The organism is uncultured Campylobacter sp. (assembly GCF_938039245.1).
In the GTDB taxonomy this organism is placed as follows: Bacteria; Campylobacterota; Campylobacteria; order Campylobacterales; family Campylobacteraceae; genus Campylobacter_A.
The window spans coordinates 1-18,897 of sequence record NZ_CALHVN010000016.1 but is presented as its reverse complement, the minus strand read 5'-3'; the positions used below and the strand labels follow the sequence as shown (position 1 = coordinate 18,897).

The 18,897-nt window shown below is 44.4% G+C and carries 9 protein-coding genes and 1 pseudogene; 4 read left to right on the top strand and 6 right to left on the bottom strand.

Translation table 11 applies throughout. From position 1 onward, the window contains the following. Positions 1-271 precede the first annotated feature (271 nt). The 5 genes from Q0218_RS02975 to Q0218_RS02955 form a co-directional block, all read right to left on the bottom strand. Positions 272-3,565, bottom strand: a complete 3,294-nt coding sequence (locus Q0218_RS02975; protein ID WP_297966096.1) for a DUF4214 domain-containing protein — start codon at positions 3,563-3,565, stop codon at positions 272-274. A gap of 107 nt (positions 3,566-3,672) precedes the next feature. Beyond that, on the bottom strand, positions 3,673-4,971 hold the full coding sequence (locus tag Q0218_RS02970; RefSeq protein ID WP_295144528.1) for a TolC family protein: 1,299 nt from the start codon (positions 4,969-4,971) through the stop codon (positions 3,673-3,675). Next, complete coding sequence (locus tag Q0218_RS02965; protein ID WP_297966094.1) at positions 4,961-6,244, bottom strand: HlyD family type I secretion periplasmic adaptor subunit; 1,284 nt, start codon at positions 6,242-6,244, stop codon at positions 4,961-4,963. The genes Q0218_RS02970 and Q0218_RS02965 overlap by 11 nt, the downstream gene beginning before the upstream one ends. Next, positions 6,245-7,978, bottom strand: a complete 1,734-nt coding sequence (locus Q0218_RS02960) for a type I secretion system permease/ATPase (protein ID WP_297966092.1) — start codon at positions 7,976-7,978, stop codon at positions 6,245-6,247. Then, positions 7,965-9,077 carry a SapC family protein gene (locus Q0218_RS02955; RefSeq protein ID WP_297966091.1) on the bottom strand — a complete coding sequence of 371 codons (1,113 nt, stop codon included), beginning with the start codon at positions 9,075-9,077 and terminating at the stop codon, positions 7,965-7,967. The genes Q0218_RS02960 and Q0218_RS02955 overlap by 14 nt, the downstream gene beginning before the upstream one ends. A gap of 255 nt (positions 9,078-9,332) precedes the next feature. On the opposite strand from Q0218_RS02955, the gene Q0218_RS02950 reads away from it, so the two are divergent. The 4 genes from Q0218_RS02950 (at position 9,333) to Q0218_RS02935 (ending at position 17,856) form a co-directional block, all read left to right on the top strand. Next, the gene (locus Q0218_RS02950) at positions 9,333-12,032 is read left to right on the top strand and encodes a surface array protein (protein WP_297966089.1); all 2,700 of its coding nucleotides are present in this window, start codon (positions 9,333-9,335) and stop codon (positions 12,030-12,032) included. Positions 12,033-12,203: 171 nt separating this feature from the next. Then, positions 12,204-15,023 (top strand): DUF4214 domain-containing protein, encoded by a 2,820-nt coding sequence (locus Q0218_RS02945; protein ID WP_297966087.1) that lies wholly within the window; start codon positions 12,204-12,206, stop codon positions 15,021-15,023. Between the two features lie 425 nt (positions 15,024-15,448). Beyond that, positions 15,449-16,522: a putative transporter gene (locus Q0218_RS02940; protein ID WP_297966085.1), complete on the top strand. Its 1,074-nt coding sequence runs from the start codon at positions 15,449-15,451 to the stop codon at positions 16,520-16,522. 530 nt (positions 16,523-17,052) lie between these two features. Further along, positions 17,053-17,856, top strand: a complete 804-nt coding sequence (locus Q0218_RS02935; protein ID WP_297966097.1) for a M48 family metallopeptidase — start codon at positions 17,053-17,055, stop codon at positions 17,854-17,856. Positions 17,857-18,206: 350 nt separating this feature from the next. Here Q0218_RS02935 and Q0218_RS02930 read toward each other — a convergent pair. Beyond that, positions 18,207-18,897 (bottom strand): annotated as a pseudogene (locus tag Q0218_RS02930) (glutamate racemase); the annotation flags it as partial.

The window sequence follows — 18,897 nt, the reverse complement described above, 5'->3', positions numbered from 1 at the left end:
CTCTATTAAACAACGCTACGTAGAGCTGAGCTACTTGCGCTTGAGTTACTGCCATTTAGGGACTCCTTTAATTGTGATTAAATTTAAATATTTTTTATAGATTGGGTGCAATTATAGCATAAAAAATAAAATTTGTTTAAAGGTAGAGTAAAAACTAGTGGAGTTGGGTTAGATTACTAAGACTATAATGTAAAATAGCAAAATTTAAGACTAAATCAAAAGAGAAAAATCTCCCGAGATAAGTCGGGAGATGAATATAGCGAAAATAATATCAGTTGATATTCAATGTTCCTTGAGTGGTATCATATGTAGCTATGATATCATCCGCTCTGACGCCAGCTAGCTTTACAAGGTGGTCATCAGTAGTTAGCGCATTAGAACTAGTAGCAGCATTATGAACTACATAGGTGTCGTTGCCGTAAGTGAAGTAATATACCTTACCGGCTTCATCGTGCGTGGATAAGACAGCATTAATAGCTTCTTTAAGAGTAGTTTTGTCTCTTACTACGCTATCAGCTATTTTCTGGATACCGCTAACCGATCCAAATTTAATCTTATCGCCACTAGAAGCATCGCTAATTACTACATATTTGCTAGCGTCAGCATCGGTCTTTGCATTAGTTACAACGAATTCGTCGCCGCCCGCTCCGCCTTTTACGGTAATGGTTTTACTCGCAGTTAGAGTACCGAATGTAATCTTATCATCGCCTGCGCCGAGATCTATATCTAGATTTCTAATAGTAGTCTCCGAAAGCATATTATCCCGCAAAGTAACGGTATCTTCGCCACCGGTAGCTTTAAGAGAGATCAAATTTTTCGCGTTAAGAGCATCTAAGGTTATAGTACCTTTTTCTACATTTCTAAGACCGCTTAAATCAATGGTTCTTAGGCTATCGCCGGTATTGCTAGTATTTAGAGTGTACTCGTCATATCCGGCTCCAAGATCGCCGCTAACTTTAATATTTTCGACACCGACTATACTATTTGTTTTTGTTATATTGATAGTATCATTTTTTACCGAACCTGTAATGTCTGCTTTAAAATCTCTACCGCCAGCTATTCTTAGATCTATAGGAGCCTCGTTTGTTCCCGTTATATAAGAAATTTTCAGCTTTATATCATTTGCAGTTAACCAAGCTGGACCATTGTCAACAAACGATGTCACTCCAAGGGTTTGACCGAGATCTATATCTATTTTGTTTGCAGCTATATTTCCGATAGTTACCTTATGCGCCGTACCGCCTTTTACGATCACGCTATCAGTCGCATCGGTATAGTCAAGAGTAGATGATAGTTTCAAGTGCTGGATATTTGCGCTATTGTTTTCGATATTTAAAGTTCCCGCATTACTAGTATCTATCTCAACCTCGCCGCGAGTATCGTTATTTAGTGACACGTTGATGGTTCCTTGAGTATTTAGAGTAGCATGTAAGGACTGATAGTTATGAGCCTCTATAGTAGCTTGCAGATGATCAGCCGTTAAATTTATATCCTGAATAGACGTACTTCTGTGAGCATTATCTGAGGACTGAATACCTGCAACTACGGTAGCAGATGACTTTTCGTTAGTACCCTTTAAATTTATAGTCGAAAGAGTCGCAAAGTTATCTTCGGTAGCGGTATTGCTTAGCTTAAACTTACCTGCAGTGGTTACATCCAATGTCTTAAGGGTTTTTAGCTTATTTGCTGTGGAATCAAATACGCTGTCTGCTTGTGTCGTAGTTACTTTCATAGTTGTAGCTAACGGCGCATCAAAGCTTAAATTTTTACCGCCGACGTCTTTTGAATCCATAGTAAGCGTAAGAGCGGTAGCTTTATCTGCTTTTATCGTACCCGTTCCAGAGATAATACCTTTTAAGCTTACGTCTAGTTTTGTAGCATTAGCTGCCGTAACGCTAACTAGCTTACTATCCGTATCAATTTCGTTAGTGTAGTTGACGGCGTTTAAATTTGCAGTGTCTATAGTAATTTTATTACCTGCTCCAGTACTTGTTAAAACATTAAGGGTTTTAAGATTAGCTGAATTTATGACGTTCAAACTTTTATTGCTCATCGTATCTTTCAAGCCCACTGTTAAGCTTGTTACATCCGGAGATTTCTCAAGGTCTAAAACAGCAGGAACGCTAGTTGTTATCTCAGAATTTTTAAATATTAAATTCTCAATAGAAGTACTTTCTAGTTTTCTAGCAGTGTTAAGTCCACCATCCAAATCGTTAAATTCGAGAGTATCGTTGCCGTCGCCACCATTTACTTTAAATATGCCTACGCTTGCGCTATTGATATTAGCCTTGAAGGTATCGTTGCCTTTACCGCCTTTTACATCCTCTAAAGTAGTATATCCGCCTACTAAATCAGCCGATAGGTTTGCATTTAAGGCTGATGCGTCAAAATTTGTAGTAACACCGTTAGGTGCGGCTTTAGTACCTGCTAGAGCTATATCTAGAGCCGCATCGCCTTTTACGACTATATTTTTATTGTTAACGCCGCTTATATAGCTTGCAGAGCCTTTAGTAGTAATGTTTAGCTTTTCGATGCCGCTAAATGTTGTAACAATAGAATTTGACATCATACCCTCGGCGGTAGCTGCGCCTACGTTGTCTAAAGTAAGATTTTGCTCGTCGTTAGAGCCTGCGATTATAGCAGGGTTGTAGGTAAGAAGTATATCGCCTGATTTTACGTTTGCGGCGCTTAGATCAACGATGTTGGCTAAATTTATAACTCTAGTCGCGCTATCTCCGCCGATATTTACTTTTCTTAAGCCTTCTACGCCCTCAGCGTTAAATACCTTTCTAGTGCCGCTATTGTTAGTTAAATTTAGATTTTCTACGTTTCTCAAATATCCGCCGGAAAATCCGTTAAAATTTGTAGTCATATCCGCATTTAGCGTATCTTCGCCAGAACCGCCGTCGATCTTATCTTCAGGATTAAACGTATTTTGAGAAACTACCGAGCTTATAACGCCGTTAATGACATCTGCCTTCGTAGTGCCGTTTACGGTATCCTCGCCGGTAGTTAGAGTGTGATAAGCGGTGTTTGCCAGCTGATCTACTCTAGCTTTTTGCTCGGTTAAATTCGTAGCGTTCGTAGTTCTGATAATCTCTTGGAAAGGAGTGTAATCGTAATTGCCGCTATTATCTTGAGCTATTTGAGAAATTTTTTGCGCCATGTAGGCTGAAATTTCGGTTTTATTTGCAAAAGTCGCCGCAGCAACCGGGTCAGCCGCTCTAGCCGCCGCCGAAGTAGCCACCTCAAATAATTTTACGATAGTGTCGCCTCTTGAGTTGCCGGCTTGGATGTGTCTAACCCATGCGTCGATACCGCTTGGGTCTTGCGAGTAATCCTTGCCTAGGATATTTTTATAAAGCATTTCGACAAAATCTTTATCTTGATTGATTCTGCCGTTATAGTAGGATCTAGCTGCATCGGAATTTAGCATCTCTTGCGCTATTTGAGCTTGCGTTTTATTCGCTCCAGCTCTAACCCATGCGTTAAAGCCGTCTCCCTCGGGAGCGCGGTTAAATAACGCTACGTAAAGTTGCGCGACTTGCGCTTGTGTTACTGCCATTAAGGACTCCTTTTTAATGTTTTTCTTGAGTTTTTGGGTATCTTTACAGAATACTGTCGCTAATTATATCATAAAAACGGTTTAAAACGCAAAAATAAAAACAAATTTTACTTAAACGCTCTTTGAAGGTCTCTCATCATTTCGACTGAAATGTTTGAGTTTAGCCACTGTATCTCCAGATAAGAAAGCACGAGATTATAAGCCGCCGTTAGCGCTTCGTTTCTGGTTTTAAACACTCTAGCGCGCGCGTCGAATAAATTTACGGCGTCTTTTAGACCCTCTTCGTAGCCTCTTTCTATCGATTTTTCGTAAAGTTCGGCATTTTGTAGCGACCTATGCATTAGCTCGCACTCGTCGATATAGTTAAGATAGTTGTTAATTGCCTTTTTTTGGCTGATTTCTATCTCTTTTTTTATATCTTTTTGCTGTTCGATGCTAGCTAAATTTAACAGCTTGCCCTCCTCGACCCGCGAGCTGGTAGACCCGCCTGTATATAAAGGCAGAGTAAATCTAAGCATAGTATCTAGCTTCCTGCGCCTATCGCCCGAATAGTCGTTGTCGTCGTAATATAAATTTGAGTAGCTGATACTAAAATCAAGCGTCGGTAGATGCTCGCTTTTTCGTTTTTTATACTCTTGCTCGGAAATTTCGACCGCAAGCACGCTGTCTTTGTATTTGAAATTTCTAGCCACGTCGCCAAACTGGGCTAAATTTATACTTTTAAAAAACTCGGTGTCGATATTTTTAAAGCTATCTTTGACCTCAACCTCTTGTCCAACTAGTTTCGTTAGCTCCAGTTTTGCCACCTCAATATTTAGCTTGGCTTTGTTTACGCCTAGCATCGCCTCGTCCAGTCTTACTTTGGATTCTAGCATATCCATTTTATTTACCAGACCAAATTCCAAAGACTTTTGCATCTGGTTAAATTTAGCGCGATTGGCCTCCTCGTAGCTTTGCGCTAGAGCTAGCGTCTCAGAGGCGAAAGTATAGTTAAAATACGCCTCTACGACCTTTTTGGCTAGCTCTTGCTTAGCGTTTTCATAGACGAGTTCGTTGCCTCTTACTCTGATTTCTTCTTGGTTTCTTTGATACCAGATAGCGGGTCTAAAAACGCTTTGGCTAAGGCTAACGCCTACTTTTTTATAGCTTTCGTTTATTTTAGATACTCTGCGTCTATCCATCCTATCGTATTTTTCGCCGATATAAGACGCCTCAGCGTTAATGGTAGGCAAAAACATAGCCGTAGCCTGAGAAAGTCTCTCCTGGGAGGCTATGTTGTTATACATATTCATCTTTACTTCGTTATTATTTTCTAACGCCATCTCGTAGGCTTCAGAGAGGCTGACGCTTTGAGCGAAAGCAAAATTTGAAGCCAACAAGGCGGAAAGTAAAATTTTAGTCTTCATTAAACGCCCTTTTAAACATATCTATGAATGGTTTTAAGATATACTCCAGCATCGTTCTGTCGCCGGTCTTTATCATCACCTCTACAGGCATACCGGGCACGATAAAAAACTCGTTTCTATCAAATTCTTTCATGCCCTCCGGCGTAAGCTCGGCTTTTATATCGTAATAAGAGTGTCCGGCGTTATCCTGAACGCTATCTGCCGATACGTACGTAATTTTGCCTTCCATAACAAAGCTTGGCTTATGCTGAAACGCGCTAAATCTAATGTCGGCAAGCTGTCCTACATGCACGGTGTCGATATCCACTACGTTTAGTTTAGCTTCTACGACGTAGTCGGTATCGTCAGGCACTATGCTCATGATCCTCTCGCCCGGCCTTATAACTCCGCCGATAGTATGAAACGCCAGCTCTACGACGCTGCCTTCTACCGGAGATTTTACGATAGTACGCTCGGATTGGTCTTTTAGCGCGTTATATCGCTGCTCCAAGTCTACGAGGCGAATTTTAGCGTCTTCTAGTTTTTTTAGGATATCTTCTTTAAAACTCCTATCTCTTAGAGCTATCTGCCCTTGCGTCTCGTTTATCTGAACGCCTAGCCTTGCGATCTCGGCGGTACCGGCAGCTAGTTCGCCCTCAACCGCAGTTTTTTCTCTATTTAGGTCGCGAAGTCTGACTTTATCGGCTAATTGCTCTTTAAAAAGCCTTTCCCACTCCCTTATCTCTTCATTTAAAGAAGCGATACGGTCTTTTTTGGCGCTCATGATAGCTTTTGCGCCCTGGATTTGATTTTCTAGCTGCTTTATGCGTTGTTTTAAGATAGTTTTTTCGTTATCGAGCAGCTTTTTTTGCTCGTTAAATATACTAATCTGGCCGTTAGCGACCTCTTCATAGCCGCTTATTTGCCTTATATCGTCGCTAAATTTGATCTCATTAGCATCGTCTTTTTGCGCTTCTAGCCTAGAAACTATGGCGCTAGTGCGTAGATAGTCTGCTCTAACGATACCTATCTCGCTTTGCAATGCGGCGTTTTTTATCTCCACTAGCGGATCGCCTGCTTTGACTACGTCTCCGTCTTTGACGAAAATTTTATCTACGACGCCGCCTTCTAAGTGCTGGATAATCTTTTTGTTGCTTACGACGTTTATCTTGCCTACGGCTACAGCAGCACTATTTAGGGGCGCCATACCTAGCCATATCCCAAAAACTCCCACGAGCATAAATATAACGAAAATACCGAAATTTACCGTGCCTTTTTCACTCTTAAGTATCATTTATTCCTCCGAATCGTCAAGGCTTATGCTTGGGCGGTTTTGTTTTTGCTGCACTTGAGCTTGTTGCGCGTTGGCTTTGTTAAGCTCGGCGAGTACGGCATCTCTGGCTCCGAAATACATCAACCTACCGCCGTTTAATACCGCGATTTTATCCACTAAATTTAAGATATTTAGCTTATGGGTTATTAGCACGATAGTAGCTTTGCCTTTCATACTGGAAAGCGCGGCAAAAAGCGCTCTCTCGCCCTCCTCGTCAAGGCTGGCGTTAGGCTCGTCTAGCACGATCATCTTAGGCTCTTTATAAAGCGCCCTAGCTAGAGCGACTCTTTGGCGTTGTCCGCCGCTTAGGCTCGCGCCGCCGACACCTATTTTGGTTTCGTAGCCATCGGGTAAATTTAATATCATATCGTGGACGTTGGCTAGCTTTGCCGCGCGAACGATCGCTTCGCTGTCAAGTTCGCCGAATCTCGCGATATTTTCGGCGATATTTCCTTCAAAAAGCTCGACGTCTTGCGGCAAATACCCGACAAACCGCCCTAAATGATCGCTGTTATACTGCGTGATGTCGGCTCCGTCTATACGCACTACGCCGTGAAATACCGGCCAAACGCCCAGCATCGCTCTAGCAAGCGAGCTTTTGCCCGCCGCGCTTGGACCGATGATAGCGCACATATCGCCGCTTTTTAGTTCGAAATTTATCCCCATCAAAGTAGGCGCTTTGCCGTGAGGCGGCACTAGGCTTATGCTTTCTAAGAATATATCGCCCTGCGGATCCGGAAGTTTAAGCTTTTCGTTATCCGCCGGAAAATCCTCTAAAAACTGCGAAAGTCTAGCATAGCTTTCTTTCGTATTTTTATAGCTTTTCCAGCTTGAGATCAAGATATCAAGCGGAGCTAGCGCGCGGCCCATAATGATGGAGCCTGCGATCATCATTCCCGGATTTACTTCCTGCAAAACGACTAAATACGCGCCAAGACCTAGCATAAGCGACTGGGAAACTACGCGAAAAACTTTACTTATATTTGCGTACATTCCGGCTTTTACGCTAGACTCGGAGTGGGCTTCTAAAAATTCGTTGTGCTTTTTATGCCAAATTTTCTTTAAATTTCCGTTCATTCCCATCGCTTGGATGACTTCGGAGTTGCGCAAATTTAAGTCCACAAAGCGAGTCTCGGCGTTAAAAGCGTCGTTTGACCTTTTTAGTCCTTCTTTGGTCGCGCCCTCGTTTAAAAGCGCAAGCGCAAATAAAATAATCGCCGCTACGATACTAAAATATCCGAAATAAGGGTGAAAGAAAAATAGTATAAGGATATAAAAAGGTAGCCACGGAGCGTCTAAAAAGGCAAATACGCCGTTTGCGCTAAGGTACTGCTTTATCGTATTTAAGTCTCTCATTGGCTGAGACGAGACTCTGCCCGGCTGCCTGGCCGAGAGCTTAAATATCGCATCGTAAACGCGCTCTGATAGCCTAAGATCGAGTTGATTTGAAAATACTACGAGTATCCTAGAGCGTAAAATTTCAAAAAGCGCCATACAAAGATACAAAAATATAACGATAAGGGTTAGGAAAAATAACGTATCAAGACTTCTTGAGGTTACGACCCTGCCGTAGAGCTGAAGCATATATAAAGGCGAGGTCAGCATCAAGACGTTTATGAACATACTAAAAAGTCCCGCGTAAATAATTACGCGTTTGGACTTTTTAATGCTCTCTTTTAGTTCATTTATTTTCATTTGCCGTTTTGCTCTCGTTTTCTAAAATTTTAGCCGCCAAATTTTGCAAATTTGACAAGCTCCTGATGTGCGCGTCTATCAAGCTAATATAGCCTTTTCTAGCAAAATCGGCCAAAGTCGCGTCGTCAAGCTCGTTTAGCTTCTTTCTGCTTACGACCGAAAATCCCTTTATTAGAGTTATTTTTTTGTCATTGTCCGATACCGTTAGCTCTTTATTTATCAAAATTCCGGCCTTTTTGATTTCTTCGAGCGCTTTTTGAGTCGCGGCTAGCTCTGCATTATAGTTTTGGATAGCCGTGATGGTATTTTTTAGAAAATCGCTAGGCTCTTCGTTCTTCTTAAATAGCTTCTCGCCCTTGCCTTTTAGCTGAGGCGCGTCCTCGTCGACGCAAAGGATAGTTTGGTCTTCTACCTTAGCTACAGTAAACGGATAGTTTTGCATTATTGCCGGTACGTATCCTTTGTAGTCTTTATCTATGATTAAATTTTCGTTTCTGCCTAGCAGTACCAAAAGCTTAGGCACTACGTCGTTTGTAAAAACTATCGCTAAGTCCCTATCGCAAAAAAACGCCTCGCTGGCGACTATCTCCGCAAACGGGAAATTCGGTAACTCGTCTTGGTGATAAGACAACCCTTTATGTACTTCTGAATTTAAAGCAACCACTTTCATTTCTGTCCTTTTTTTAAAATTTTGAATTTCTATTCTTTTTGCTAAACTTAAATTTTTATCGATATTTTTAAAGGTATATCCGCCGCTTTTTTGTAAGAATGCCAAGACGTCTTCAAATTCGTTTATAAAAACGTCCCTTATCTCGTACCTTTTTATATCGCTTTCTTGAACGAAGCCTCTTTTTTTGTTTCTATTTCGTATAAAGGCGCTGTTTAGTTCCTGCATTATTTTAGGTATGTTTAGGGATTTTAAAAACAGCGATACGGAACCGGACTCCAAAACGTAGCCCAGTATCTCCATATCGTGCTTTTGAGCCAAAGAGTTCAAAATCTCAATGTAAAGCTCTTTTTCGCTTTCGTCGCTAAAAAAGCTTCCTTTTTGTTTTATCAAAACCATTTCCGATTTTATCTCTCTAATTGCTCTACCCAAAATTTACCTTAACCAGTAACTCAAACATCAAGAATGTGATTGTAGTCCTTTTATACTTAAAAAAATATTAAAAAGTGCCAGAGTATTTAATTTTTTATTTTAAGATTTTGGCATTATTGGAATAGATATTGCTTATATTTTTGCGACGAATAGTCTATCGCTATTATAATAGTTGCATTGACTTTGCGTAATAGTCGATACATTTATTCGTTAGATGTTAGCGCTTAAGCTAAAATTCACTTTTAAGGAGCCGACATGGCAATTACGCAAGCACAAGTAGCCCAACTTTACGTGGCATTATTTAACAGAGCACCCGAAGGTGCGGGTCTTAGAGCATGGGTCGCCGCAGGCGCGAGCAAAACGCAGGCTCAGTTAGCAGACGATATGCTGCGCTCTCCGGCCGTTCAGTCGTATTTTAACGGCAGCATCGATACTAACAGAGGTTACGTGGAAAATATCTACAAAAATATCCTGGGCAAAGACTACTCCCAGGATCCAAGCGGCATAGACGCGTGGGTGCGCCATCTAGAGGCCGGACACTCAAGAGGCGAGACGCTGGCTAAACTCTTTGAGGTGGCCGCGTCAGCAGAAGCAAGAGCCGCAGACCCTACGGCGGCTAGGATATTTGAAAACAAATCCGCGATCGCCGCATACATGGCGCAAAAGATCGGAAACATCGATAGCGACGGTAACGGCGGCTATAACTACGCTCCGTTTCAAGAGATCATACGCACGACTAACGCTACGAATTTAGAAGAGCAAAAGGCTAGAGTAGACGCGCTAGCAAGTGCGGGTGTAAGCAAAACCCTAACCGAAGAAGTCGATAATATAACCGGCACCGCGGGCGACGACACTTTTACGGCGAAGTATTATCAAGGAAGCGGCGATAGAAAATCAACGCTCTCTCCGCTAGATAAAGTAGAGGCCGGAGCTGGCAAAGACACGCTAAATTTAACCGTGCTTAGAAACACGAACTCCACCGAACTAACAGACACGGAGCTAACCAACGCCCTAAAAGGCGTCAAGCAAATCGAAAATTTAAATATCGATTCGGAGGTTAAATTTAACGCAAGCGGCGTCAAATTTAACTACGGCTTTGAAAATTTAAGCATCTCTACTATCGACAAAGTTAAAATCACCGAGACTAACACCTCAAACAAAGTCAAGATAGACACCACGGGCGACGTAGAGCTAACCGCGGCTCAGGCGAAGGAAACGCAGATAATGTCGCAAGGAAACGTCGTACTAAACGCCGCCGAAGCTACTAAAGTAGACGTGTCGGCAAACGGCACCGCAAACGTAAACGTCGCTAAAGCCCAAACCCTAAAACTCCAAGCAGGCGGGGCTACGACCGTAACCACGGGCGAAGCGATCAAAAAGGTAAATATCGACCTAAAGCGCGACTCAAACGCCCTAACCTACGCTAATACGAACGCTGCCGAGCTAACGCTGGCAAATTTAGCCCTAGCCTCAGACATAGTCGCGGCAAAAGCCAAAAAGATCGACGTAACGGACGTAAATTTCGGCTCAAATTCCATAAAAATCGACGAACAAGACGTGGATCTAACGATGTCTTACGCCCAGGACTCCGCTCATGCCACGGCCAAACTCTCTTCAAGCGCGGCCGATAAGGTAAAAACGCTAAATTTACACGCCAAAGCGGGCAAAGAAGGCAGCCTAGACGTAGGCAACATCACGTCGCTAACCAAGGTCAAAGTAGACGGCGGCATGAGAAATTTAACCATGGATCTCTCCGCGCAAACGGCTCTTACGAATTTCGATTCAAGCGCTTTTGAAGGCGGATTTTCTAGCCTCAAGCTAAAAAACGTCGCAAACTCTACGGCTACTTTAGGCGGCGGAGACGATACGGTCGAGGTAGATAGCGTAGCAAACGTCCAGAGCATAAACGGCGGCGCGGGCAACGACACGATAGCCGTAACCTCAGCCGTAGCAAAAGCGACCGTAAATAAACTAACGCTTACGAATTTTGAAAATTTAAAGATAACTAACGCGCTAGACGGAGCGGTCGATATGACTAAATGGGCAAACCTAAACTCCGTCGTTCTAGGAGGCGGCGCTAGCGCGGGAGCCGAGATCAAAAACCTAGCTAACGGCTCTACCGTAGCGGTAGATACAGTAGCTGTTACCGCAGACGTAGCGGTTCTAATCAAAGACGCGCAAAGCGGCGAAAGCGACGTATTAAATTTAGCGTTTAATCCAAAAGCGACGACTGCCGGACTAAACAATACGGGAAATTTCGTCCTAGACTACATAGAAACCGTAAATATAACCTCAAATCAAGATACCGCCAAAACCGCAACCGCGATAAACGTTATAAATTTAAAAGCTAGCGCGGCGGATAAGGCCAAACTAACGACGATAAACGTCAAAGGCGACGGCAACACCGAGCTAAAGATAAACGACCATCTAAAACTAAAAACCGTAGACGCAAGCGCGCTAAAGGGCAAATTTACCTTTGACTCTACGGGCAAGATGGACGCCGCAGGCACGATAAAAGGCGGCCTAGCCGACGATAAGATCACATTTGACGCGCTAAGCGGCACTAGCGTAACGGGAGGTGCGGGCAACGACACGTTTAACGTAAACAAGCTAGGTACCGGCGCGGGAACATTCGGCGCGGATCGTCTAAGCTCGGTTACTGATTTTTCTAGAGGCGACAAGCTACATCTAGGAAATACCGTAGCCAACAAAAACTCCATCCACAAATACGAGGCCGACGGCTCGCTAGACTTTGCCAACAACCTAGCAAGAGCGCTAGCAGCGGCTAAAGACCACGAGTCAAAGACCGCGTATTTCACGTATCAGTCAAACACGTATCTAGTCTCTTCAGACGCTAACGACGGCGTAACGGCGGACGACTACGTGACCAAGCTATCCGGAGTCCAAGACCTAAGCGCGGCTAAAACGGACGCAGACGGAAACGTAATACTATAATTTTATATATTACGCTCATTTTATTCTTTCTTTTCTTACGGCGGGCGGGCTATACGCTCTACCCGCCGCGCTAAATTCAGGCTTTTTGCGCTCGTTATCCGATAATCAAAAATTTAATGTTATAATCGCCACGGTATTAACCAAATTCAACTTACCTTAAAGGAGGCCTTTATGGCAGTAACAAAAGCACAAGTCGCCCAACTATACGTGGCATTATTTAACAGAGCGCCCGAAGGCGCGGGTCTAAACGCGTGGTTTGCGGCAGGCGCGACCAAAACGCAGGCTCAGTTAGCAGACGATATGCTCCGCTCTCCGGCGGTTCAGTCGTACTTTAACGGCAGGATAGACACCGACAGAGGCTTTGTGTCAAACATCTATAAAAATTTCCTCGGTAAAGACTATGCCGACGATCCAGCAGGCATCGAGTCATGGGTACGCCACCTAGAAGCCGGACACTCAAGAGGCGAAACCCTAGTTAAGCTTTTTGAAGTAGCGCAAACTCCTGAAGCCATAGCGGCGGCTCCGGTTGCTGCGGCGATCTTTAGAAACAAAACCGCAGTTTCCGCATATATGGCCGAAAAGATAGCAGACATCGCTCAAAGAGACGACGGCACCTACGACTACGAGCCGTTTCAAGCTATAATCAGAGGCACGACTGATACAAATTTAGAAGAGCAAAAAGCAAAAGTCGACCAACTAGCTAGCGGACAAACTCCTAGTACTAACCAAAATTTTACAGTTAATAACGATGATATCACCGGTACCGACGGCGACGATACGTTTAATGCCGTTTACTACGCAGGCGACGGCGCAAAGACGTCTACATTATCATCTCTAGACAAGCTTGACGCTAAAGGCGGTAAAGATACGCTAAATATCACAGTGCTAAAAAACGGTGCAGTCAGCAGCTTCACTATGAACGATATAAATACTGCTATGAGAGACGTGAGTAATGTCGAAAATCTAAACATCAGATCTGAAGTAGCATTTAGCGGCTCTGGCGATATAAATAAGGACCTAGATAACCTAAACATCCAAACCATCGGCGCGGTAACTACTGCTACGGATACAAAAGAAAAGGTTTCTATCGATACCACCAAACAAGTCCAATTAACTGCCGACGAAGCCAAAGAAGTTACCGTTAAAGCAGGCACTCCAGATCCAGTTGCTCAACATTCCTATGTTAAAGCCGCTAAGGCTACAAAGGCTAGTATAAATCTAACAAATAAAGCCAATACCCTTGCAACCTCAAGCGTCCTAACCGAGGTAGCCGACCTATCGCTTGCAAATTTAAAACTAGCGGGCGATTTAACGGTGGCCAAAGCAAAAATCATCAACGTAAAAAACGTTGATTTTGGCACGAGTAAAGTTATTACCAACGTTGAGGATGTTGATTTTACAATGAGTTACAAAGAAGAGGGCGTAGCTACGCTAAGCTCTGCAGCGGCAACTAACGTCAAAACCCTAGCCTTACACGCTCACGGCGAAAAAAAATCTGAATTCAAATTTGACACCATCACTTCGATTACAAAGGCTACTATAGACGGTGATGCGAAGGACTTGACGATAGACCTAACCGCTCAAACGGCGCTTACAAACGTCGATGCAAGTAAATTTATAGGAAATTTCGCCAAAATTTCCGTAGGAAACGTTTTAAATTCCAATGTCGTTCTTGGAAGCGGAGACGATGTGGTTAGTTTAACTTTAGATCCAACACCGTCAAACCAAAAAAAGCAAACTATAGATGGCGGTGCAGGAACCGATTTGTTAATGATTGACGCAGCTATTGCGGCAGGCGGCAAAAGCGACGATGTTACTCTAAATAACTTTGAAGGTCTAAAAATAAGTGGACAAATAGGAGCTACTGCAATAGATATGGCTAAGTGGACAGGCTTTAGCCATATTACGCTAGTAGGTAATAACTCAGCTTCAGTTACATCTGCTAATGCTACATTCAACAATCTACTAAACAACTCCACTATAACGCTGGAGGGCAAAAAAGCAGACCACGATATTGCCTTAAATATAAAAGATGCAGCCACAGGTACAAATGACACAGTAAACATTGTCTTGGATCCGAAAACATTTACAGTGACACCACCTAGTACCGACAAAGTCGGCTTGAACAACGGCGGCAATTTTGTTATAGACCATATAGAAAATGTCAATATAACTTCAAATTTAGATACCGAAAAAACCGAAGGCGTAAAAAATACCGTTAGATTTGATGCTACAGCGGATGCAAAGGGCGTGTTGACAAATACAACCATAAAAGGCGATGCTGATACTGAAGTTATTTTTGGCTCAAATATCAAAAAGATAAAAGCTTTAGACGCAAGCGCACTAACTGGCAAATTTAAATTTGACGGTACAGCTCACGTGACAGAAAACGCTACTATCAAAGGTAGCGCGACGAAAGACAACACAATCACTCTAGACGCTATAGCAAAAGGCTCTATAGTAGAAACAGGCGCAGGCAAGGATACTATTACACTGGCAAGCACGGAAAAATATACTGTAAATGCGGGTGCAGACGACGACACTATAACCGGTATCGGTAGCACTAGCGGCACGGTAGTAACAGGAGGAGCAGGCAAAGATACCTTCGTAATCAATAAAGGTATAGACCCCGTAACCTTTGCCGCTTCTAAAACTTCTACTATTACCGACTTTACAAAAGGCGATATCATAAAGATAGGCGGTTCGGCTCCAGCGGTAACCCAAGACAAAATAGTAAAATATGAGACAAGCGGCTCTTTGGACTTCGCCAACAACTTCAAAGAAGCGCTAAAGGCCGCAGGCGACAAAAAGGTGGCATATTTTACTTATAGGGATCCGGACAGCAACTCGACTGACACCTATATCGTAAAATCAAACGGAGCCGATGCGGTAGCCGATCCTAATGACTACGTCGTAAAGCTAAGTGGCGCTGTCGATCTAAGCAATGCTACGATCACCACAAGCGGAAACGATACGCTGATAACCCTCTAATCTCCGCGATAAACCCCGACCTTTCGGGGTTTATCTTTTTATTTTCTAAATTCTATTTAAACTTCCCTTTCGCGCAAATTTTGCCTTGATTTAAATTTAATCCAAAACTCAAATTTATCTGCTTCAAATTTCGCTGCTACGGATAAAGCCGCGCGCAAAAGGATAAATCAGGAAGATTTTCGTATTTTTTAGTATAATTGCCCCGAGGTTAAGCCAAAGGGTCGCCGCCTCAGGCTCAAATTTGCCCCAAAACGGAGGTAAATTTAATGCTTTATAAATCGCGGTTGCGGTTATACTACTTTGTATTTTTGCGGTCAAGGCACTAGCCAAGACCCGCCTCGAGCGATCGCGGCGGACTAAGATTTTGCCCTTCGGCGAGTAAATTTATACTTTTTTAGCAAATCTCAAATTTAAAAGGCAGATCGATGTTTTCGTCGTTTTTCGTGAGCAAAAAATGGGCTGCGTGGGCGCATCTGGGAGCGATCTTGATACTGGCTTGCACATACGCGCAGGTGCAGCTAACGGTCGCGATAAATGAATGGTACAAGGACTTCTACGATATTTTGCAGGACGTCAAAAACCACACGGTAGACGACTTTTGGACGGCGATTAAGATTTTTGCCGCGCTAGCGTTTCCTTTCGTGCTACTGGGTACGGCGATATCGTACTTTACGCGAGTTTGGACGTTTAGGTGGCGAGAGGCTATGACCTTTAGCTACATCGCCTACTGGAAAAAGACGCCGCGCGATGTCGAGGGCAGCTCGCAGCGTATCCAGGAGGACATCTACCGCTTCGCTAAAATAGTCGAGGACTTAGGCGTTACGGTAGTAGATGCGGTCATGACGCTAGCGGCTTTCGTGCCTATACTCTGGGTTCTTAGCGCTCAGGTAAAAGTGCCCTTTATGGAGGGCGTCGCGGGTTCGCTCGTGTGGATCGCGGTAGCTACCAGCGCCGGAGGCCTCGTCGTCTCGTGGTTTGTAGGTATCAAGCTACCGGGCCTTGAGTACAACAACCAAAAAGTCGAAGCCGCGTTTAGAAAAGAGCTCGTCTACGCCGAGGACGACAAGCAAAACTACGGCGATACGCGCAAGCTAGAAGAGCTTTTTAAAAAGATAAAATTTAACTTCGGCAGGCTCTTTTTGCACTATGGATATTTCGACGTTTGGAAATACTTTTTCTCGCAAAGTATGATCATCGTTCCGCTCATAGCCCTGGGCCCTAGCGTACTAACGGGCGCGATAACGCTAGGCGTGATGATGCAAGTCGTAAACGCCTTTTCCCAGGTGCGCGAGAGTTTGTCGATATTTATAAGAAACTGGACGACCATCACCGAGCTACGCTCCATCCACAAGCGTTTGAAAGAATTTGAAACAAATATCGGCTACAAAGGCACGAAAAACGAGAACAACGAGGGGCTGGGGCTTGATATTTTCGCCTACTGGACGATCACGGTGAGCGCGTTTGCGATATATTTAGCGCTAGTAGAGTTTAGCGCCTAGCAGCGACGTTTTGCGATGCGTAAAACATAAATTTACGCGAGCAAATTTAACTACGCCAGGCTTACTTATCCGCGAGGTTATCTACGGCGGCAATTTTTGGTGTAAATTTCGTTTTAACCAGATGCGAGGGTTAGATATCTCGGCTGCTAAATTTACCCACGTCGGTAAGGCCGAACATATAAATTTAGCGCGCAAAATTAGTAAATTTATCGCGCTTGATTAATCCCGCTTTTTGCCTTTGCCGCTTTTTTGCAGACGGATTTTCATCTAGCCTGCGCGCCTTTGTCTTAAATTTACGCGCAAAGACGGCGCGCATGACAAAACGCTTGCAAACTAAACGCCTAGGACGCTTGAAATTTGGACGCAAATTTATCGGCGCCGAAGTTTTATAAATTTAGCAGGCAAACCCACCGCCGGGGCCGACCTTTTCATCGTTACGCCTATTTTAAGCTAAATTTAAACGCCTATTTACGAATTTATAGCAGTTTAAATATATAATTACCCCAAAATTTATAAAAGGAATAAAAATGATGAAAAAATTTATCCTCTCCGCGATATTTGCGGCCACTCTACTAACGGGCTGCTTTACTAGCTCCACTAGCGGCGGAGCGCTGGGCGAAAACAGACGCCAGATGTTTCTAGTCAGCGAACAAGAGATGAACGAAGCCGCAGCCAAAGCCTACGTGCAGACTCTTAGCGGAGCGCGTCAAAAAGGCGCGCTAAACATCGACCCCGTGATGACCAAAAGAGTGCAAGACGTCGCCAAACGCCTAATCGCGAAGGTCGGGGTCTTTAGAGAAGACGCGCTCAAGTGGAAATGGGAAGTAAACGTCATCGACGAAAATACGATAAACGCGTGGTGTATGCCGGGCGGCCGCATCGTCGTTTATAGCGGCATCATAAAAAACCTCTCGCTAACAAACGGCGAACTAGCCGCAGTCATGGGACACGAAATCGCGCACGCATTGCGCGAGCATAGCCGCGAGCAGGCTAGCTCCGATATGCTCACAAACGTCGGAATTTTCGCCGTTTCGCAAGCTGCGGGACTAGGCGATCTAGCTACCGGCGCCATAAATATGGCCGCTCAGTACACCATCTCGCTACCGTTTTCTCGCTCTCACGAGCGCGAAGCCGACCACATCGGCACGGAGCTGATGGCGCGCGCGGGCTACGATCCTAAAGAGGCGGTAAACGTCTGGGTAAAAATGTCTAAAAAAAGCGGCGGTAGCGTGCCCGAGATACTAAGCACCCACCCCTCAAACGAGAGCCGTATAGCCGATCTGCGCGAGGTCGCGGCCAAGCTAGAGCCGGTATATCTGCAAGCCAAAAAGTAAAATTTAGCTAGCGTAACGGCTCTTTTAAACGCTTGCGGCTAGCCGTTTGAGGCGGTCGTGCTGGCGTTTTATATCTTGCGAGGCGGATACGAGCCGTAAAATCCGCCGAATGCTAAATTTAAACGATAGATTTTAAATTTACCGCTTTAGCTGCTGTTTTTTGATTTGCTTTAAAAGCGGCAAATTTAACCGCGTTTGCTTTTTATGGATTTTGGGTTAGATGTTTTTTTGTAGTAAATTTAAGGTAGCTTTTGACGCCGATTTACATCGCCGCCCGAATCAAATTTGCGCGCAAATCTGCTTTTTACCGCGCTTTTACTTACGCAAAGCGGCGCGCGGCTGGTGCGGTGCTACTTAATCTCCCGCATCTTTTCAAGCCGCTTTAAAAATATTTCTATCCGCTCAAGTTGCGCCGCATCTAGCGCTCTTTTTGAATAAAAATACTCCACGCTGTTACCGTTTGGATAGTAAATTTTGCCGCCGCTCTCGCCGCACCATCCTGCATTGTTTTTGCCGACGCAGCTTTCGTTGCCCCCTTCTGCGCCTTGTTCGCTGCTCGCGCTTTCATCGCTCCCCTCGTCCTCCCTGCTCTTGTCTATTACGCTCTGTCCGCCGTCCGCGCTTCGTCCTTCCGCGTCAAATTTGCCGGCTTGCACCGATGAATTCGTATCGAATTCTACGCCGCTGTCCGCGTTAAATTTAGCCGTTTGCACCGACGAATCCTCGCCGCGCGCAAGCTTTAGCCCTCCACCTAGCTCGCTTGCAAGGCGGTTTAGCGTGCCGTCGATGCCGTCGATGATGCGCACGTGAGACGGCAAAATTTCGCGCAAAACGTCCTTGAAATAGTTAAAATGCGTGCAACCAAGCACGAGCGAACCAAGACGCTCAAGCTCAAATTCAGCTAGCTCCTCCCGCAGATACGCCCGAACCGCAGGCGAATCAAACTCCAAATCCTGCGCAAACTCCACAAGGCGAGGCAGCGGCAGGCTCCACGTCTCGCACTCCAGCCGCCCCACGAGGCGCGCGAGCTTTTCGCCGGCG